Genomic DNA, 18902 nt, shown 5'->3' with positions numbered 1-18902 from the left:
ATTTGAATTTTTTACCGAATGATCAGGAGCCAATAAATGCAGGTTTTCGTTCTTAGTAAGCAGGCCGCGCGCGTATTTGCAGCAAGCACGGCACTTTCGTTGGTATTTGGCAGCGTAGCTATGGCCGCCGATGCCAATGCCGTCGCTGAACGCCTCAAGGCAATGTATGCCAAGCAGGGCGGAGAACTGAGCTTTGCCAATGTCAAAGCTGATGGCTCCGACATTGTGCTTGAAGGCACGAAGATCAAGCTTGCAACTGTTTCCGACAAGGCAATAGCTCTCGGCGACATTACCCTCGAAAACGTTGAGGATACATCAGACGGCGGCTACAGCATTGAAAAAGCAGTTGTTGCTGACATTGATATCCCTGCGGGCGAAGCAAACAAGAACGACAAAGTTTCCATCAAGGGTATCTCGATGGAAAACATCTCGATTCCATCTGAAAAGGCTGAAGGCGCGCTCAACCAGATGGTTCTCTACGAAAAGATGAAGATAGATGAAATGGCGTTTGGAACACCGGGCACGGATGGTGCAACGGTCAAAGGTTTCGAAGCAACGCTGGGGGCCGCCAATCGCTCTGAGAAAATCGACTACGCGCTGACCATTGCAGATATTGACGCTACCTTCGAGAAGGATGGCAAGAACCCACTTGCGCCGCTCGACATGAATACCTTCAACGGTTCAGTTACATCTAAAGGCACGTGGTTGCCGAAGTCTGGCGACGCATCCCTCGACCAGTTCGAGATCAGTGCAAAGGAACTCGGCAAAATCGACATCACCGGTGCGCTTGCCGGCTATGATGTTGCATTCCTTGAAGCCGTTCAGAAAACCCAGCAGAACATGACAAAGGCAGATGCCGACAAGGACGCTGCTGGTCTGGCTATTCTCGGTCTTGCTGAACAGCTGAGCCTTAAGAACCTGACAATCCGCTTTGACAATGAAACCCTCACGCAGAAGCTGCTAGATTATTACGGCAAGCAGCAGGGTTCTGACGGCAAAACGCTTGGCGAACAGCTGAAAATGATGGTTCCGCTTATGGCTACACAGCTCAAGAACCCGGAATTTGCTCAGCAGTTGAAGACCGCGGCTGAAAAGTATTTCGACGATCCAAAGTCGCTGACGATTTCGGCTACGCCTGACCAGTCGGTTAGCTTTGCATCAATCGTTGCGACAGCATCACTCGATCCAACGAAGATCATTCCACTTCTGAAGGTCGCAGTTGAAGCCAACAACTGATTGATCTGATACTAATTCAACGAACCCGGTGCGCTCTGCTCACCGGGTTTTCTTTTGCTTGTTTATAAGGCCAAAGAAAAAGCCCGATCTCGCGACCGGGCTTTTTGATTTCATATCTGAACCGATCAGCTTTTCTGCGTCGGCGCCAGACGAATATGCAGATCGCGCAGCTGCGCGGTCGAAACATCCGAAGGTGCGTTCATCAGAAGATCGAGCGCCTGCTGGTTCATCGGGAACAGCGAGATTTCGCGCAGGTTCTTTGCGCCAACGAGCAACATGATCACACGATCAACACCGGCAGCCATGCCGCCATGTGGAGGCGCGCCGTACTGGAATGCACGATAGAGACCGCCAAAGCGCTCTTCCACGTCCTGTTGGCTGAGGCCAACCAGTTCGAACGCCTTAACCATGACGTCCGGCAGCTGGTTACGGATCGAACCGGAAGCGATTTCAAAGCCGTTACAGACCAGATCGTACTGGTAAGCCTTGAGCGACAACGGATCCTGCGTTTGCAGTGCTTCCATCCCACCCTGCGGCATTGAGAACGGGTTGTGTGCGAAGTCGAGCTTCTTGTTGTCTTCGTCCCATTCGTAGAACGGGAAGTCGATAATCCAAGCAAGTTCAAAGCGCTCACGATCAACGAGGTTCAATTCTTCACCAGCGCGCGTGCGGGCGTCGCCTGCGAATTTGTAGAACTTCGATGGCTGACCAGCCACGAAGAAACAAGCATCGCCATCGCCGAGACCAAGCTGCTCGCGAAGCGCTTCTGTGCGTTCTTCACCAATGTTCTTGGCAATCGGTCCTGCGCCTTCGAGCTTATCGCCTTCTTTGCGCCAGAAGATGTAGCCGAGACCCGGCTGACCTTCGCCCTGTGCCCATGAATTCATGCGGTCACAGAATGCGCGGCTGCCACCGGTCTTTGCCGGAATTGCCCAGACTTCGACCTTGGGATCGTTTGCGATCATGTTCGCAAAGACCTTGAAGCCGGAACCAGCAAAATGCTCGGTCACTGCCTGCATTTCAATCGGGTTACGCAGGTCTGGCTTGTCTGAACCATAGGTGCGGATTGCATCATCATAAGCGATGCGGCGGAACTGCTGCGTGACAGGCTTGCCTTCGGCAAACTCTTCAAAGATGCCGCGCATGACAGGTTCCATCGTTTCCCAGATTTCTTCCTGAGTAACGAAGCTCATTTCAAGATCGAGCTGGTAGAATTCGCCCGGCAGACGGTCTGCACGCGGATCTTCATCACGGAAGCAAGGCGCGATCTGGAAATAGCGGTCGAAACCGGCAACCATCAGAAGCTGCTTATACTGCTGCGGAGCCTGCGGCAGCGCGTAGAACTTGCCTTCGTGAATACGGCTCGGCACGAGGAAGTCGCGCGCGCCTTCTGGCGACGAGGCCGTCAGAATTGGCGTCGAAAATTCATTAAAGCCAATTTCGGTCATGCGGCGACGCATCGCTGCAATGATCTTTGTGCGGCTCATGATGTTCTTATGCAGCGTTTCACGACGCAGGTCGAGGAAACGGTACTTGAGGCGAATGTCTTCCGGGTAATCCGGTTCGCCGAACACGGGCAGCGGCAATTCCTTGGCTGCGGCCAGAACTTCGATCTCGGTTGCGAAAATTTCGATATCGCCGGTCGGCAGGTTTGCGTTTACGGCTTCGCCGGTACGCGCCTTGACTTCACCATCGACGCGGATAACCCATTCACCGCGAACGGTTTCAGCAATTTTGAACGCTGGCGAATCAGGATCAGCGACGATCTGGGTCAGACCGTAATGATCGCGAATGTCGATGAAGAGGATGCCACCATGGTCACGGACGCGATGAACCCAGCCAGACAGACGGACTTTTGAACCAACATCCGATTTGCGAAGGGCTGCGCAGGTATGGCTGCGATAACGGTGCATGATTTCTGCCTTTTGGAACTTTATAAATCTTGTGCAAGCAAAGCGCTGCAATTCGGGCGGAAAAGCGCATTTTGATCACGCTTTGTCAAGCCGACACTACCTGTGTTAAACCAGCTTGACAGAATATGTCGACAAAAATCACTATTTACGTGTTATCTCATCGCAATATCACTCTTGCGGCACGACAAGCGGGCCGTCTCTGAATATTTTGTTTAAACACGCATCTTAACCGAAAACCGCTTCACACTTTTCAGGATGCGCTCTAAAAAGAAAAACATGCAGCTCATCACGACCACAGAGGCCCTTGAAGAGGCCGTATCCGCCTTAGCCAAATCCGACTTTGTGACAGTCGATACCGAATTCATTCGGGAAACGACGTTCTGGCCGGAGCTTTGCCTCATTCAGATGGCCTCGCCTGACCATACCGCTTTGGTCGATGCGCTCGCTCCGGGCCTTGATCTTGCACCTTTCTTCCGCCTGATGGCAGACGAAAAAGTACTTAAGGTTTTCCATGCGGCACGGCAGGACATCGAAATCGTCTTCCATCTGGGCGATCTCATCCCTACCCCGATTTTTGACAGTCAGGTTGCCGCGATGGTTTGCGGCTTTGGCGATGCCATTTCCTATGATGCGCTGGTTCAAAAAGTCACCGGCAAGCATCTCGACAAGTCTTCACGCTTTACCGACTGGCGCCGCCGTCCACTGTCAGACAAGCAGCTCGATTACGCGCTGGCTGATGTTACCTATCTGCGCGACATTTATCTTTATCTGAAAGATGAGCTTGAGAAAGAAGGTCGCAGCGAGTGGGTCAATGAGGAAATGGCCGTGCTGAGTGCACGCGAAACTTATGACCTGCATCCAGATGATGCATGGAAGCGCGTGAAGACGCGTATGCGCAAGCCGATTGAACTTGCAATTGTGCAGTCGGTTGCAGCATGGCGCGAACGTGAAGCCCGCGAGCGTAATGTGCCGCGTGGACGTGTCATCAAGGATGACACGATCGCAGAAATCGCGCAGCAGCAGCCGAAAGATGCGGAAGCGCTCGGTCGTTTGCGTTCGATCCCAAAAGGCTGGGAGCGTTCGGCACAGGCTGGCGGCCTTGTGACTGCCGTTCAGGCTGCACTGGCTATTCCGAAAGAGGACCTGCCAAAATTGCCGAAGCAATCGCATTCTCCTGAAGGGAGTGCCGCTGCTGGAGACATTCTGAAAGTCTTGCTGAAGCTTGTTACCGAAGAGCACGGTGTTGCAGCCAAGATCGTTGCAAGCTCTGATGATATCGACAAGATTGCCGCCGAAGGCGAGAAGGCCAATGTGCCTGCACTGCAAGGCTGGCGTCGTGAAGTCTTTGGCCAGAAAGCGCTTGATCTCATTGAAGGTAAAATCGGTATCAAGTTTGAAAACCGACGCATTCGTGCAGTTGAATTAAACTAAACAAAAGGCCGGCGGAGAACATTCCGCCGGCCTTTTGGTTTGTCGACCACTCAATTTTAATGATGGTCGTTTGCTTCAATCGCACTGTCACCAACGGCAAAGAAAAGGTTCTTGCCTGTAAGCTTTGAAAGCTGCTGCAAACGGCCTTCAGGCCGATCCGAAATCAAATCTGCGATATCTCCCGGCACAACCAGCGCGATTCCATTCTCATCCTCGCGCCAATAAAGGCGTGGAATAACTCCCGGCATGGAAGCGGAAAGCAGATACACCACCCGCAGCAACGCGCCCAATAGCCTTGCACGTTCGCGCAAACGCGGCGTAGCCAGCTTCAGAATTTCCGGGGCAATCTCGTCTTCAACCAGCCCTTCATGGCGATAATAATTCGCCAAGGCCATGAAGGAACGGCCCGGATGATCAATGCCACCGAAAGATCCATGCGCGATAATATTGAGTGCTTGCGATCCGCGATAATCAGGGTGTGCGCGCCAGCTAATGTCAGCCACCAGACACGCAGCCTGACGATAACGCCCCTCGTCTTCGGTTTCATCGAACCCTAGCACCGGCAGCGAAAGCGTCGTCCATGTCGCCAGTTCTCGCGCATGACGCGGAGAACGCGAACGCAGGATTGCCAGTTCTTCTGCCGAAGCCAAAAGCGGGTCAAGCCGCTGTTCATTCTTGGGCAGCAGTGAATAAAGATAACCTTCACGCACACCAAGTGCAGAAAACACGATCTTGGAAGGCTTCATACGGCGGATGGTTTCGAGCAGAACCGTTGCGCCATATGCGAGGAGTTGACGGCGGTTCTTCGAGACCGACTCGATGCCACGCATTGTATCAATATTGCCTTTGGCAACACGCGTGAGGAAGCTCTTTGCTTCCACCGGGTCCATCTCATAACCATGCATGACATGAAGCGGATAATGCTTCACCGTCATATGCAGCTTGGCGAGATTTCGCCATGTACCGCCGACAGCGTAGAAAACCTGTCCCTGATGCGCTTCAAGAAGCGTCGCACGCTGGAGTTCGGTACGGGTAATTCTGGCCGCTTCCGGCAATTGCTCGTTGGACATGTCCTGCAAGCGCAGACCACCCAGAGGCAATGTGATTCCCTCACCGACATCGTGGTCATTTACATCGACCAGTTCAAGGCTACCGCCGCCAAGATCACCCGCGATGCCTTGTGGCTTATAGAAGCCCGAAATGATTCCAAGTGCCGAATAATAGGCTTCTTCTTTGCCGGACAGAACTTCAATATGTCTTCCGAGAATGGCTTCAGCCTGAGAAATGAAATCAGGACCATTCTTGGCTTCGCGTGCAGCAGCTGTTGCCAGCGCATGAATGGAAATCGCGCCCGCCTGTTCAGCCAGAACGCGAAAACGCTTCAATGCGCGAAGAGCAATATCAACGGATTTCTCATTGAGCTTTCCGGTCTTGGCCAATCCTTTGCCAAGACCGCAGAGAAGCTTTTCATTGAAGAGCACTGTCGGCGACCGGACAATGCCCTCATAAACAACGACACGGATCGAGTTTGATCCAATATCGATAACCGCGACGGGCTTGAGGCCCTTCAATCGGCCTTGTGCTATTGCTGGACTCATGAAGTCGTTTTTCTTTCCGCCTGTGCACGTCTGCGATGTGCAGTCAGGCGTGGGGCAGATGACTTCGGTGACTTTCCGCGACCAGACAAGCTTGGATTTGTCATGAAATATTCCTGCGCGTTGAAGGCTTCTTCTCCATCCGCTTTTTCTATCCGGCGAGAGGTGCCATCCGCAAGTAGCTGATAGCTCTGTTGGTTATCAATTATGTTGGCAAACATAATTTGCGACAGAATTTGCTGATGCACAGTGGCATTGGTCACCGGCACCAAAGTCTCGACACGGCGATCAAGATTGCGTGGCATCATGTCAGCTGAACCGATATAGACAATTGCCTTGTCAGACGGCAGATCGTAGCCGTTTCCGAAGCAGAAAACGCGGCTATGCTCGAGAAAACGCCCCACAATCGACTTGGCGCGAATATTATCTGAAAGACCAGGAACACCCGGGCGCAGACAGCAAATACCGCGCACAATCAGTTCCACATCAACGCCTGCCTGACTGGCTTTATAAAGCGCATCAATAATCTGTGGATCAACCAGCGAATTCATCTTCATCCAGATGGCAGCAGGCTTACCAGCCTTCGCATTGCTGATCTCATCTTCAATGTGCTTGAGGATTCGCGTGCGCAGCGTCAGCGGCGAAATAGCAATCTTCATTTCCTCGGCTGGTTGAGCATAGCCAGTGATGAAATTGAAGATATGTGCCACATCGCGCGCAATATCCGCATCTGACGTGAAGAACGAAAGGTCGGTATAAATACGCGCTGTGATCGGGTGGTAATTGCCCGTTCCCAAATGCACATAGGTACGCAGCTTCTGGTCTTCGCGGCGCACAACCAGCGACATTTTTGCATGGGTTTTCAATTCAAGAAAACCAAACACAACCTGAACGCCTGCGCGTTCAAGATCGCGCGCCCAGCGAATATTGGCCTCTTCATCGAAACGCGCCTTCAGCTCGACCAGCGCGGTTACTGACTTGCCAGCTTCTGCGGCATCGACAAGCGCACGAACGATCGGGCTGTCGTTGGAGGTACGATAAAGCGTCTGCTTGATCGCCAATACATCAGGATCAGCCGCCGCCTGACGCAGGAACTGCACCACAACGTCAAATGATTCATAAGGATGGTGAACAACGATGTCCTTTTCGCGAATCGCTGCAAAGCAATCGCCACCATGCTCGCGGATACGCTCCGGGAATCGCGGATTGTAAGACACGAACTTCAGATCATCGCGTGGAATCGAGACAACTTCCGAAATCATGTTCAGCGCCAGAAGGCCTTCCAAAACACTGATACGGTTTTCCGAAACGCCGAGTTCCGTTGCAACGAAAACGCGCAAAGCTTCTGGGATTTCAGCATCAAACTCGATGCGTATCACCTGACCGCGACGGCGGCGCTTCAAAGCTGTCTCAAACAGACGAACCAGATCTTCGGCTTCTTCTTCCACTTCAATATCGCTGTCACGAATGATGCGGAACGTGCCTGCACCGCGCACTTCGTAGCCGGGGAACAAACGACCAATAAACAGGCTCACGGCATCTTCAATGGTAATGAAGCGGAACGAATTTTGCAGTTCGGTTGGAAGCTGAATGAATCGCTTCAAGGCAACCGGAATGCGCAAAAGTGCCGTCATTGGATGGCCATCAAGACGACGTGCCAGTTGCAGCGCCATCGAGAAACCAAGATTTGGAATAAACGGGAATGGATGGGCTGGATCGATGGAAAGTGGTGTCAGAACCGGGAAAATGGTTTCGAGGAAGTGGTTTTCCAGCCAGTCCTTTTCGGCCTTAGACAAGGCCGCAGGACGAACAATCTCGATATTTTCTTTTTCAAGCTCCTCGCGCAGCGTGCGGAGGCGTTCCTGCTGGCCTTCCTGAAGGCGACTGACTTCTTCGAGAACGAAATCGAGCTGTTCCTGCGGCGTGCGGCCATCAGCACTGCGCATGGCAACGCCTGCGCGAACCTGTGCAGCGAGACCCGCAATACGCACCATGAAAAATTCATCAAGGTTGCCTGCGGAGATAGACAAAAAGCGCAGACGTTCAAGCAATGGCTGACGCGCATTGCCAGCTTCTTCCAGAACACGTCGGTTGAACTGCAACCACGAAAACTCGCGATTAACAAAACGTTCCGGGCTTTTCATCAGCTCAGAAATTCGATCGTCAATCAAAGCTTCGTGAGCATTCTGATCTTTTCCAAGATTCTTGTCTGCGGAAAGATCATTGGCTGGCTGAATGGTCAGATCAGTCGTATGTGGTGCCATAATGCTGTTTTCGTTCATTTTTCCTGTCCCGGCTTTTACCGGAAAATCCCGGCGCGACCATAAGCCTATGGCTGTCATATGACAGTTTGATAGCAAACTGCTTAAATTGTCTCCAGAATTGATGAAAACGCTTCCAGAAACAAGCCGTACGCGGTAAATGCTTGAAAAATAGCTATCCTGAATTGGGTACCGCGATCCACAAGCTCCGGAGCATATCATGTCCGATCACATCATCCCGCACTTCCAGAACGACGCTGGACACAACTCCATCGAAATCGGCGTAAAGGAATTCATGTGCGTCGGCGCGAACCCGCCTTTCGATCACCCGCACGTCTTCCTCGACATGGGACACGAAAGCGAAGTTGTCTGCCCTTATTGCTCGACGCTCTATCGCTACAACCCGCAGCTTCATGCTGACGAGACCTTGCCTGCTGGCTGCGTCTATGATGCGCCTGCCGATAAAGCTGCCTGAATATAACGAGCGGCAATCCTGCCGCTGATAATATGAGCAGACTGGATACAAGACGCATAGTAATTGCAGGGGCCGGTGTTGCCGGTTTAAGTGCTGCACTTGAGTGTGCAGCACGCGGATGGTCTGTTCAGCTTTTTGAAAAAGCGCAAGCCTTGTCAGAAGTCGGTGCAGGCTTGCAGCTTGCTCCCAATGCAATGCGCCATCTTGAACGCCTCGGCGTTGCAGATCGATTATCGTCACAAGCTGTTATACCAGAGGCGCTTTATCTCATGGATGGGCGCAATGCTCGTCCTTTGCTTGCGATGCAACTCGGCGACAAGGCGCTAAAGCGTTGGCACCACCCCTATGTGGTTTGTCATCGTGCCGATTTGCAATCCGCTCTGCTCAATGCCTGCAACGATAATCCGAATATCGAGATCAATCTCGGTTCGGAAATTCTCAGCCACACGGCTGACAGCAGCGGAATCACAGCGGTTGTCAGACGTGGCACCAGTGAAGAAACCATTCAGGCAGAATATCTGATTGCGTGTGATGGTGTGTGGTCGATGCAGCGCAGCAAAGGTGGCTATGACAAAGCGCGTTTCAGCGGACACATCGCATGGCGCACGACAGTTGCAGTCGATGACCTGCCTGCGAGCTTCACATCAGCCATTCCGGAGCAAAAATCAGTTTCTGCGTGGCTCGGTAAGAAAGCGCACTTCATTGCCTATCCAGTCAAAGGCGGCGAGTTCTTCAACTTTGTAGCCATTACAACGGGTGAAAATCCGGGTGAGATTTGGTCGAAGACTGGCGACAGTTCGCGGCTGCAATCCATCTATCAAGACTGGAGCGCGCCAGTACGCGATGTTCTGAACGTTGCAGGTGAATGGACCTACTGGCCGCTGTTTGAAATGCACGACGCACAATTTGTTGGCCCCGACAGAGTGATTTTTCTTGGCGACGCCTCTCATGCTGTCACCCCCTTTGCAGCCCAAGGTGCTGCCATGGCAATTGAAGATGCTGCAGCGCTCGCAGAAGCATTGGATAGCGAGGATCAAAAATCAGCCTTGAAGCGGTTTGATTCTGTTCGGAAAGAGCGGATTGCAGCAGTCGCCAAACGCGGTCAGATGAACCGCTTTGCCTATCATGCAACGGGTGTTTTCGCGCTTGGTCGCAATATGCTTTTCGCCATGCGCAGCCCAGATAGTTTCCTAAAAGATCTGGACTGGCTTTATGGCTATGATGCCGTCTCAGCGCTTAACTCGCACTAACGTCACTCATCAGCATCACGGGCTGCTTCAAGCGTTGCTATGTCGAGCTTGACCATTGTCATCATAGCATTTGCTACACGCTGTCTTACTTCTGGCGAGCCATTTTGCAGAATATCAAGCATGAATTCAGGCACAATCTGCCATGCGAAGCCATATTTATCGGTCAACCAGCTACATTCCATAGGCGCACCGCCTTCTAGTAGCCGTTCCCAGAATGCATCTAGCTCAGCCTGATCCTTGCATTTGAGTACAAGAGATGTTGCGGGATTGAACTTAAAGTCCGGCCCGCCATTCAGCGCGCACATAGCTTGTCCATCGAGCGTGAAGTTTGCTGCCACAACATCCGTACCGTCCGGCTGATGGCTATGTTTAAAGCGGATCAAACCGTCAAGCGACGCAGGTCTTCCCAGATCACGGAATATCGACACATAATAGTTGGCGGCTTCTTCAGCCTGCTTATCGAACCAGAGGCAAACAGTTAGACCAGACATGGTTTTCTCCTCCCTTATGTCCTGCCCCCGTTTGGTCAGCCCATAGCTTTGGCAGCTGCTTCCATATCCATCCACATTATTTCCCAAATGTGACCATCAATATCCTCGAAGCTGCGGCCATACATAAACCCATAATCTTGCTTTTGAGCAGGATCGGCCAGTCCACCTGCCTTGGCAGCTTTATCAACCGTATCATCCACTTCCGCCTTGCTGTCCGCAGAAAGACAAATTAGTATTTCACTAGACGTATGGGCATCTGCAATTTTTTTGGGCGTAAATTGGCTGAACTTCTCATGGCTTAAAACCATGACGTGAATGGTATCAGAGAACACCATGCAAGATGCAGTTTCATCCGAAAACATTGGATTTTTTGTTGCTCCAATCGACTCGTAAAAACCTGTCGAACGAGCGACATCTTTGACGGGCAAATTCACAAAAATCATTTTGGCCATAACAGTTCCTCCCTACTGTATTGAATGACATAGTATATAACTGAGATGCTCCCCAAAGGATGCATAACGCTTACAATATCACGAGGGAGATCCCGAATGACAATCCAGTTTGAACAAACCTGCCCAATCTTCAGGATTTTCGATATTGAAAAGGCCAAGGATTTCTATGTCGGGTTTCTCGGCTTTACGCTCGACTGGGAACATCGCTTTGCGGCAGGGATGCCGCTCTACATGCAGGTCTCACGCGGAGGTCTTACCTTGCATTTGAGCGAGCATCACGGAGATGGTAGCCCCGGCGCCAATATTTTTGTGCGCATGCAGGGCGTGGATGCGTTTCAGAAGGAAGTGAATTCACGTGGCTATCCCTACATGCGGCCTGGTATTGAAGATCAGCCTTGGGGACGCGTGATGGCGGTTATTGATCCATTCGGAAACCGCATTCAGTTTTGCGAAGGTCCGCACGACGAATGAAAAAAATACCCGCCGTTGTTCGCGGCGGGTGTTTTTGATGAAACGATCAGATTAGTTAGTGCAGAATTTGGCTCAAGAAGAGCTTCGTGCGCTCGTGCTGCGGATTATCGAAGAACTCAGCCGGTGAGTTCTGCTCAACGATCTGCCCCTGATCCATGAAGATCACGCGGTTGGCGACCTGACGGGCAAAGCCCATTTCGTGCGTCACGCAGATCATAGTCATGCCTTCATCAGCAAGGCTTACCATCGTATCAAGCACTTCCTTGACCATTTCCGGATCAAGCGCCGATGTCGGCTCATCAAACAGCATGACTTTCGGACTCATGCAGAGCGCACGCGCAATTGCCACACGCTGCTGCTGGCCACCTGAAAGCTGGCCCGGATATTTATTGGCCTGCTCAGGGATTTTCACGCGCTTCAGATAGTGCATAGCCACTTCTTCAGCCTGCTTCTTTGGCATTTTACGCACCCAGATCGGTGCCAGTGTGCAGTTTTCCAGAATGGTCAGATGCGGGAACAAGTTGAAGTGCTGGAACACCATGCCGACTTCACGACGCACTTCATCGATCTTTTTGAGATCGTTGGTGAGTTCGATGCCGTCGACAATGATCTGGCCCTTCTGGTGCTCTTCCAGACGGTTGACGCAACGGATCATGGTTGATTTGCCTGACCCGGATGGTCCGGCCACAACGATGCGTTCGCCACGCATGACCTTCAGGTTGATGTCACGCAGCACATGAAACTCACCATACCACTTGTGCATATTCTTGATCTCGATCGCCACTTCGGTCTTCGAGACTTCCAGTTTTGTACGGTCGATGTCGACACCAAGTTCAGATTGCGGGAGGGCGCTTTGTGCACTCATTTGAATTATTCCCTTTATTCTTATCGTTTATGACCCGTGTCGAGCCGTCGTTCCATGAATATAGAGTATCGCGACATGGCGAAACAGAAAATCCAGAAAACGAAGCCCGCAAAGACCAATCCAGTTGCAGGTGTCTGTGGAGAAGCCCAGTTTGCATCGGAAAAGTTCTGCCGGACAATGCCGAGCAGATCAAACATTCCGATGATGTAAACAAGGCTGGTGTCTTTAAACAGACCAATAAATGTGTTCACGATGCCTGGTATCACCAGCTTCAACGCTTGTGGCAGGATAATGAGGTTGGTCTTCTGCCAATAGCCGAGCCCGAGTGCGTCCGCACCCTCGTATTGACCCCGTGGAATAGCTTGCAAGCCACCACGAACAACTTCAGCCATATAAGCTGATGCGAACAATGCCACACCGATCAGTGCGCGCATCAATTTGTCGAAAGTGACGCCCGGCGGGAGAAAAAGTGGCAGCATAACACTGGCCATGAACAAGACCGTGACCAATGGAACGCCACGCACCGTTTCGATGAAGATGATCGACATCGTCTTGATCACAGGCAGTTTTGATCGCCGTCCCAAGGCGAGAACAATACCCAGAGGCAGAGAAACTGCGATGCCGACAAACGACAAGACCAGCGTTACAAGAAGGCCACCCCAAAGCGACGTTTCAACATAACGCAGGCCAAAAGAACCGCCGACCAGCAAGAAATAGGCGATAATCGGAAACGCGAAGAAGAACAGAATGGCGTTGATGACCTTGTGCGGGATTTTCGGGATCAGCAACGGAACGAGCAAAATGACGAACAATGCGGCCGTCAAATCAACGCGCCAACGCTCTTCAAACGGATAGCGCCCATAAATGAACTGCTGATATTTCGCATTCACAAATGCCCAGCAAGCACCTGACCAGCCTTCAGGTTGAACACCACCCTGAATGACCGTCAGACATGCCGTGCGGTCTGTTCCTGTCCACGCAGCATTAATAAACAGCCACTGGACCATCGGCGGCAAAAACCACGCAACAATCGCCAGACCAAAAATCGTCAGTGCCGCATCTGTAGGCGTGGCAAAAAGATTAACACGCAGCCAATGCGAAAAGCCCTGCACTGAACGAGGTGGGGTTTCCCCCTCGACCATTTGCGTTCGGACATATTGGAGATTTGTATTTTCCATGCTCATCTCTCCACCAATGCCATTTTCGCATTAAACCAGTTCATCAGACCGGAAACGATCAAGCTGATGCTGAGATAGATCACCATCCAGATAGCAACGACTTCAACAGCTTGGCCTGTCTGGTTGAGGATTGTGCCACCAACAGCAACAAGATCAGGATACCCGATTGCAATTGCGAGCGATGAGTTTTTGATCAGATTGAGATACTGGCTCGAAAGCGGTGGAATAATGATGCGCAAAGCCTGTGGCACGACAATCAGGCGCATCGTCTGGCCGGGTCGTAAACCAACAGCATAAGCCGCTTCGGTCTGGCCTTTGTTTACGCCCAAAACGCCTGCACGAACGGTTTCCGCAATGAATGATGCGGTATAGAAAGACAAAGCCAGCAAGAGCGCCAGAAATTCTGGCTTCACCTGCGCACCGCCCGTCAGATTGAACGTTCCGAGCTTTGGCAGATCAAACGAGATAGGAAATCCTGTCACGATCAGTGCCAGGATCGGCAAACCAATGATCAAGGCAGCAGAAACGCGCACCGTATGGAACGGCTGGCCTGTCGCCATTTGCCTACGCTTAGCCCAGCGCGCCACGAAAAATGATGCGATGATACCGAGAAGCAAAGCGACAGGCAGCAACCAAGCCCCCTCACCCCAAATAGGTGCCGGCATGAAAAAACCGCGATTGTTGAGATAGGTCCCAAGCGGCAAAGAAAGGCTTTCACGCGCCTGCGGCAAGACCGAAAGAACGCCGAAATACCAAAAAAAGATAACAAGCAGCGGCGGAATATTACGGAAAACTTCGACATAGACGGTGCAAATTTTGCGGATCAGCCAATTACGAGACAGTCTTCCAATGCCAACCAGAAAACCAATAACTGACGCCAGAATTACACCCAAACCCGCCACATAAAGCGTGTTGAGAAGGCCAACGAGAATAGCACGGCCATAGGTCGAATCGCTGTTGTAAGGAATGAGCGTCTGGCTAATATCAAAGCCTGCCCGTCCGGTTAGAAAGCCAAAACCGGAAGCAATATTGGCACGTTGAAGATTAGTGATCGTGTTTCCAACGATCCAATAAATAGAACCGATAACGACTACGAACACCACGACCTGATAAAAAATGCCGCGTACCCGCGGGTCATAAAGGAGTGATGTGCCCCTGTCGCTTCGGCGTTTGTCAGTTGCAGAATAGGAAGCCATATGTTCCCTGTTTTCTCTCGGCCACTGTATTCGCTTTGAAAATAGCTAACGATCCCGCCCCAATCGGAAGACCATTTCAGAGCCGTCGCAGAGATTGCCGAAGATTGCGGCTCTGACCGTCCGATACAGAGCGCTTATTAAATTATCCGATAAAAGCTATTGGCATGACTTGAGCACCTAGTCGTTTCCGATAATGCAAAAGATCAGTGACCAATCCCAGAGCCGACAAATCCGGCGGGTGCATTTCTGCCCCCGCCAAATGTCGTGCGACTAAGCGCTGTTTTAACGGATCGGCATACCGTATTGTAGGCCGCCCTTGTTCCACTCAGCATTCAAGCCACGCGCGATCTTAAGCGGGCTACCGGCACCAAGGTTACGCTCGAACATTTCGCCGTAGTTGCCCACGCCCTTAACGATATTGACAACCCAATCATTGTTGAGGCCAAGGTCGGTGCCGATCTTGGTATCAGCTTCTGATCCGAGCAGACGCTTGATTTCCGGATTATCGGAATTCTTCATCTCTTCGACGTTCGCTTGCGTGATGCCAAATTCTTCGGCATTCAACAGCGCATAATGGGTCCAGCGGACGACATCAGCCCACTTCGAATCGCCCTGAAGAACAGCTGGTCCGAGTGGCTCTTTTGAAATGATTTCTGGTAGAACGACATGATCGTCAGGATTTGCCAGTGTCAAACGAATTGAATAAAGGCCCGACTGATCAGTCGTGTAAGCATCGCAACGGCCAGAGTCATAGGCAGAGTTTGCTTCTTCAACCTTTTCGAAAACGACCGGATTATATTCCATCTTATTGGCGCGGAAATAATCGGCCATATTCAATTCAGTTGTTGTGCCTGCCTGAACGCAGATCGACGCGCCGGATAGCTGAAGCGCTGAATTGATGCCAGAAAGCTTCTTTGAATTAATCATGAAGCCTTGGCCGTCGTAATAATTGATGCCGGGGAAATCGAGGCCCAGCGATGTATCGCGACTGATCGTTGCCGTTGTATTACGAACCAGGACATCCACTTCGCCTGATTGCAGCGCTGTGAAACGTTCCTTCGCATTTAACGGCGTAAACTTTACCTTGGTGGGATCACCAAAAATCGCAGAAGCAATTGCACGGCAATAGTCGACATCGAAACCCGACCAATCACCTTTGTCGTTTGGGGCAGCAAATCCGAGCAAGCCGGTATTAACACCGCACTGCAGGAAGCCCTTGCCCTTAATATCGCTCAGCTTATCAGCAGATGCCCCTGAAGCTGCGCCGAGCAACGCCGCCACACCCAATACCCCTGTCAAAACTGTATTTTTCATCTGGCCTGCAACCTTTTTTATGTTCCCTGAGATCGCCAGAAAATATTCCGAGCGCCTCTGTTGCTTTATTTTTAGCAATAAGTTGAAAAAATAAGAGCTTAGCTCCTCCCCCAACCTATGCATTACGCAGACTGCCGCTCACCCGAAGCCGTTATCGGCTTTCTATATTTTATAGGTCAGCGATGCCTGTCGCCTTCACAGCCCTATCGAAGGCGAAATTTTGGCTTTGGTCAAGCGATTAACGTTGAGGAAAAAGTCTGAACGACAAAAATAACCAGTTCTAACACGCGCGTTTTTACATGATTTCCCAATTTTCGGGTAATGCTATTCAATGAGATGAACAGCATTATCCATAAAATTATCTTCTGTAAAATATACATATATATCAATGCATTATCGATATAATGACTCTATATCATTTAGGTCAGGAATCATAATTTTAGCTATTTCAGATGCACGGCATCAACTTATCATCTTCTAGCGAAAAAATAATATTTCGCGTCGCCATAAAGCGAGCAACCCACCATGTCGCGATGAAGCCAATTGCCAGTCCGGCAACGACATCGGTCGGATAATGTGCGCCTGCTGCGAGCCTGCTGATAACAAAAAGCAGGCAAACGGGAACCGTTAGAAATCGCCATCTTGGCAAGAAAATCCATAGCGATACGAGCATGATACCCGCCATCATTGAGTGCCCCGAAGGGAAGCTTTCATAGGAATGTTCACCGCGAAAAGGCGCGAAATACGCAGAACCTAAGTCATTCAGCAGCAACGGACGTGCACGTCCAATGACCAGTTTGCCGATTTCTGTTGGAAAGCTTCCAACAACGATTGAGGCCAGAACCAGCGTTGCCCAGCTATGAAAACGAACGAGCGTCTCATGTGCGACAAGACGCATGGATGGGGAAAGCAGAAAAACAGTCCCTAACCAGACGATAATCGCCACACCGAGCCATACGAGTGTGCGAATCAAATCGGTAATGGTTCGAAGAATCTCCATAAGAAAGAAATCGCTGTTCATTGCCGACCGAATGATCTGTGCATCCCAAATATGAAGCACCAGAAGTACAAAAGGCATCAAAACGACAATCGCTGTCATTTCCATTGTCCAGCTCGATGGCGCTCCGGGATAGGCAGGTTTTACGAGCGCCTTTATCAGTTCTAATGCCGCGCGGGCCGGATAGAAAATCGTGTTTACGGCCTTACGCTCATTCAAATCGGGCATACCGGGATTACACTTCCTCTGGTTTACATTATCACTGTTACAAAGCTGCATATTGCATCCGCAACATGCGGGCCTTATCCAACTAAATAGGATCATCCATCAAAGCGGACACGAAACCTGTTTTTGCAAATTTGATCAGCAAACTTGCAGAAATCTCCGAAAGAGATTTGATGGATCAGCATGCAACATGGCCTGGAGGCAATTTCGTGACTAACAAACAGGACAAGACAGAAAAGCTGGGCATAAACACGCGTTTGACACGCGATGGCTATAATCCACGCGATTATCACGGCTTTATCAATCCACCCGTTGTGCGCGCTTCCACAGTGCTTTTCCCGGATGCCCAGACGATGGCAACTGGCAATCAAAAATATACCTATGGTACGCGTGGAACGCCGACCAGCGAAGCATTGTGCAAAGCTATCGATGCACTGGAAGGCTCAGCAGGAACTGTTTGTGTACCATCCGGTCTTGCAGCTGTCACAGTTCCGCTGCTCGGCTTTTTATCGCCTGGCGATCACGCGCTGTTTGTCGATTCGATCTACAATCCGACCCGTCATTTTGCCGATACCATCCTCAAGCGCATGGGGATTGAAGTCGAATATTACGATCCCGAAATCGGTGCGGGTATAGAAGCACTCATGCGCCCCAACACCAAAGTGGTGTTCACCGAATCGCCTGCCTCCAACACGTTCGAAATTCAGGATATTCCAGCCATTGTCGCAGCCGCACATCAGGCTGGCGCTATTGTCATGCTGGACAACACATGGGCGACGCCGCTTTACTTTAAGCCGTTGGATTTTGGCGTCGACATCAGCATTCATGCTTCCACAAAATACCCTTCCGGTCATGCAGACATTCTGTTCGGGACGATTTCCGCCAATGAAAAATGCTGGCCACAGCTGCTTGAGACCCACGGCACGCTCGGTCTTTGTGCGGCCCCTGACGATGCCTATCAAATCTTGCGCGGTCTGCGCACGATGGGCGTTCGTCTCGAACATCATCGCAAAAGTGCGCTCGAAGTTGCCCATTGGCTCGAAAGCCATCCAGCAGTTGACCGCGTTTTGCACCCTGCCCTCGAAAGCCATCCCGGTCATGAGCTCTGGAAACGTGATTTCAAAGGCTCATCAGGTGTCTTCGCTTTTGTTTTGAAGACTGGTTCGCGAAGCCAAGCACATGCTTTTTTGAATTCGCTTGAAATTTTCGGCCTTGGCTATTCATGGGGCGGATATGAGAGCCTCGCAAATGAAGTTGGGCTGAAAGACCGCACCGTCGCTAAGGGCGATTATCCGGGTCCTGTTATTCGCTTGCAGATTGGCCTTGAAGATGTGCCAGACCTGATTGCGGATCTGGAAAAAGGCTTTGCAGCGATCTGATTTCGCTCTGAACTCAGTGAAACTGAAACCCATCGCAGTCCACATTGGCTGCGATGGGTTTTTATTAGATATTACTGGATATTAATCTATAATTTGCGGGCAATCTTAGCGGATTATCGGCTTCCCTCACCGCACGAAACATTTATACTTGCGGCCATCGGCAATGGAAAATG

At 51.1% G+C, this 18902-nt stretch carries 16 protein-coding genes; 6 read left to right on the top strand and 10 right to left on the bottom strand.

Features of this window, described 5'->3' with window-relative positions:
- The first annotated feature begins 36 nt into the window (after nucleotides 1-36).
- Nucleotides 37-1236: a hypothetical protein gene (locus WH356_RS01520; protein WP_339508331.1), complete on the top strand. Its 1200-nt coding sequence runs from the start codon at nucleotides 37-39 to the stop codon at nucleotides 1234-1236.
- A gap of 125 nt (nucleotides 1237-1361) precedes the next feature.
- On the opposite strand, the gene aspS is transcribed toward WH356_RS01520, so the two are convergent.
- Nucleotides 1362-3149 (bottom strand): aspartate--tRNA ligase, encoded by a 1788-nt coding sequence (aspS, locus tag WH356_RS01515; RefSeq protein ID WP_339508329.1) that lies wholly within the window; start codon nucleotides 3147-3149, stop codon nucleotides 1362-1364.
- Nucleotides 3150-3425: 276 nt separating this feature from the next.
- Here aspS and rnd point away from each other — a divergent pair, with 276 nt between their 5' ends.
- Nucleotides 3426-4580: a ribonuclease D gene (gene rnd / locus WH356_RS01510; RefSeq protein WP_339508327.1), complete on the top strand. Its 1155-nt coding sequence runs from the start codon at nucleotides 3426-3428 to the stop codon at nucleotides 4578-4580.
- Between the two features lie 56 nt (nucleotides 4581-4636).
- Here rnd and ppx read toward each other — a convergent pair whose 3' ends face one another.
- Together ppx and WH356_RS01500 are read right to left on the bottom strand one after the other, a co-directional pair.
- A complete protein-coding gene (gene ppx / locus WH356_RS01505; protein WP_339508325.1) occupies nucleotides 4637-6178 on the bottom strand; it encodes an exopolyphosphatase in 1542 nt (513 codons plus the stop codon).
- Complete coding sequence (locus tag WH356_RS01500; protein ID WP_339508323.1) at nucleotides 6175-8457, bottom strand: RNA degradosome polyphosphate kinase; 2283 nt, start codon at nucleotides 8455-8457, stop codon at nucleotides 6175-6177. The genes ppx and WH356_RS01500 overlap by 4 nt, the downstream gene beginning before the upstream one ends.
- A 199-nt stretch (nucleotides 8458-8656) precedes the next feature.
- On the opposite strand from WH356_RS01500, the gene WH356_RS01495 reads away from it, so the two are divergent.
- Together WH356_RS01495 and WH356_RS01490 are read left to right on the top strand one after the other, a co-directional pair.
- Nucleotides 8657-8911, top strand: coding sequence for a zinc-finger domain-containing protein (locus tag WH356_RS01495; protein WP_187545513.1), 255 nt, complete (start codon nucleotides 8657-8659; stop codon nucleotides 8909-8911).
- Nucleotides 8912-8943: 32 nt separating this feature from the next.
- Nucleotides 8944-10161, top strand: coding sequence for an FAD-binding protein (locus WH356_RS01490; protein WP_339508318.1), 1218 nt, complete (start codon nucleotides 8944-8946; stop codon nucleotides 10159-10161).
- 2 nt (nucleotides 10162-10163) lie between these two features.
- On the opposite strand, the gene WH356_RS01485 is transcribed toward WH356_RS01490, so the two are convergent.
- Nucleotides 10164-10652 carry a VOC family protein gene (locus tag WH356_RS01485; RefSeq protein WP_339508316.1) on the bottom strand — a complete coding sequence of 163 codons (489 nt, stop codon included), beginning with the start codon at nucleotides 10650-10652 and terminating at the stop codon, nucleotides 10164-10166.
- A 35-nt stretch (nucleotides 10653-10687) separates the two neighbouring features.
- On the bottom strand, nucleotides 10688-11104 hold the full coding sequence (locus WH356_RS01480; RefSeq protein WP_339508314.1) for a VOC family protein: 417 nt from the start codon (nucleotides 11102-11104) through the stop codon (nucleotides 10688-10690).
- 96 nt (nucleotides 11105-11200) lie between these two features.
- Here WH356_RS01480 and WH356_RS01475 point away from each other — a divergent pair, with 96 nt between their 5' ends.
- On the top strand, nucleotides 11201-11575 hold the full coding sequence (locus WH356_RS01475; RefSeq protein ID WP_339508312.1) for a glyoxalase superfamily protein: 375 nt from the start codon (nucleotides 11201-11203) through the stop codon (nucleotides 11573-11575).
- 55 nt (nucleotides 11576-11630) lie between these two features.
- Here WH356_RS01475 and WH356_RS01470 read toward each other — a convergent pair whose 3' ends face one another.
- From WH356_RS01470 to lpxE, 5 genes are all read right to left on the bottom strand, one after another.
- Nucleotides 11631-12440 (bottom strand): amino acid ABC transporter ATP-binding protein, encoded by an 810-nt coding sequence (locus tag WH356_RS01470; RefSeq protein WP_339508311.1) that lies wholly within the window; start codon nucleotides 12438-12440, stop codon nucleotides 11631-11633.
- Between the two features lie 20 nt (nucleotides 12441-12460).
- Entirely contained in the window at nucleotides 12461-13618 is a 1158-nt protein-coding gene (locus WH356_RS01465) for an amino acid ABC transporter permease (protein WP_339508309.1), read from the bottom strand.
- Nucleotides 13619-13620: 2 nt separating this feature from the next.
- Entirely contained in the window at nucleotides 13621-14814 is a 1194-nt protein-coding gene (locus WH356_RS01460) for an amino acid ABC transporter permease (RefSeq protein ID WP_339508307.1), read from the bottom strand.
- A 282-nt stretch (nucleotides 14815-15096) separates the two neighbouring features.
- A complete protein-coding gene (locus tag WH356_RS01455; RefSeq protein WP_339508305.1) occupies nucleotides 15097-16128 on the bottom strand; it encodes an amino acid ABC transporter substrate-binding protein in 1032 nt (343 codons plus the stop codon).
- Nucleotides 16129-16576: 448 nt separating this feature from the next.
- On the bottom strand, nucleotides 16577-17353 hold the full coding sequence (lpxE, locus tag WH356_RS01450) for a lipid A 1-phosphatase LpxE (protein WP_339508303.1): 777 nt from the start codon (nucleotides 17351-17353) through the stop codon (nucleotides 16577-16579).
- Between the two features lie 170 nt (nucleotides 17354-17523).
- Here lpxE and WH356_RS01445 point away from each other — a divergent pair, with 170 nt between their 5' ends.
- Entirely contained in the window at nucleotides 17524-18729 is a 1206-nt protein-coding gene (locus WH356_RS01445; RefSeq protein ID WP_421565270.1) for a cystathionine beta-lyase, read from the top strand.
- Nucleotides 18730-18902 lie beyond the last annotated feature (173 nt).

It is taken from the genome of Ochrobactrum sp. MYb379, assembly GCF_037479515.1.
Taxonomy (GTDB): Bacteria; Pseudomonadota; Alphaproteobacteria; order Rhizobiales; family Rhizobiaceae; genus Brucella.
This window is presented reverse-complemented; position numbering and strand designations above follow the sequence as displayed.

What these genes read in the sequence shown, in the direction of transcription:
- WH356_RS01445 (WP_421565270.1), top strand. Translation starts at nt 17,524, where the DNA reads ATGGATCAGCATGCAACATGGCCTGGAGGCAATTTCGTGACTAACAAA.
- WH356_RS01480 (WP_339508314.1), bottom strand. Translation starts at nt 11,104, where the DNA reads ATGGCCAAAATGATTTTTGTGAATTTGCCCGTCAAAGATGTCGCTCGT.
- ppx (WP_339508325.1), bottom strand. Translation starts at nt 6,178, where the DNA reads ATGAGTCCAGCAATAGCACAAGGCCGATTGAAGGGCCTCAAGCCCGTC.
- WH356_RS01475 (WP_339508312.1), top strand. Translation starts at nt 11,201, where the DNA reads ATGACAATCCAGTTTGAACAAACCTGCCCAATCTTCAGGATTTTCGAT.
- WH356_RS01495 (WP_187545513.1), top strand. Translation starts at nt 8,657, where the DNA reads ATGTCCGATCACATCATCCCGCACTTCCAGAACGACGCTGGACACAAC.
- WH356_RS01520 (WP_339508331.1), top strand. Translation starts at nt 37, where the DNA reads ATGCAGGTTTTCGTTCTTAGTAAGCAGGCCGCGCGCGTATTTGCAGCA.
- WH356_RS01465 (WP_339508309.1), bottom strand. Translation starts at nt 13,618, where the DNA reads ATGGAAAATACAAATCTCCAATATGTCCGAACGCAAATGGTCGAGGGG.
- WH356_RS01470 (WP_339508311.1), bottom strand. Translation starts at nt 12,440, where the DNA reads ATGAGTGCACAAAGCGCCCTCCCGCAATCTGAACTTGGTGTCGACATC.
- WH356_RS01485 (WP_339508316.1), bottom strand. Translation starts at nt 10,652, where the DNA reads ATGTCTGGTCTAACTGTTTGCCTCTGGTTCGATAAGCAGGCTGAAGAA.
- WH356_RS01500 (WP_339508323.1), bottom strand. Translation starts at nt 8,457, where the DNA reads ATGAACGAAAACAGCATTATGGCACCACATACGACTGATCTGACCATT.
- lpxE (WP_339508303.1), bottom strand. Translation starts at nt 17,353, where the DNA reads ATGCCCGATTTGAATGAGCGTAAGGCCGTAAACACGATTTTCTATCCG.
- rnd (WP_339508327.1), top strand. Translation starts at nt 3,426, where the DNA reads ATGCAGCTCATCACGACCACAGAGGCCCTTGAAGAGGCCGTATCCGCC.
- WH356_RS01490 (WP_339508318.1), top strand. Translation starts at nt 8,944, where the DNA reads ATGAGCAGACTGGATACAAGACGCATAGTAATTGCAGGGGCCGGTGTT.
- aspS (WP_339508329.1), bottom strand. Translation starts at nt 3,149, where the DNA reads ATGCACCGTTATCGCAGCCATACCTGCGCAGCCCTTCGCAAATCGGAT.
- WH356_RS01460 (WP_339508307.1), bottom strand. Translation starts at nt 14,814, where the DNA reads ATGGCTTCCTATTCTGCAACTGACAAACGCCGAAGCGACAGGGGCACA.
- WH356_RS01455 (WP_339508305.1), bottom strand. Translation starts at nt 16,128, where the DNA reads ATGAAAAATACAGTTTTGACAGGGGTATTGGGTGTGGCGGCGTTGCTC.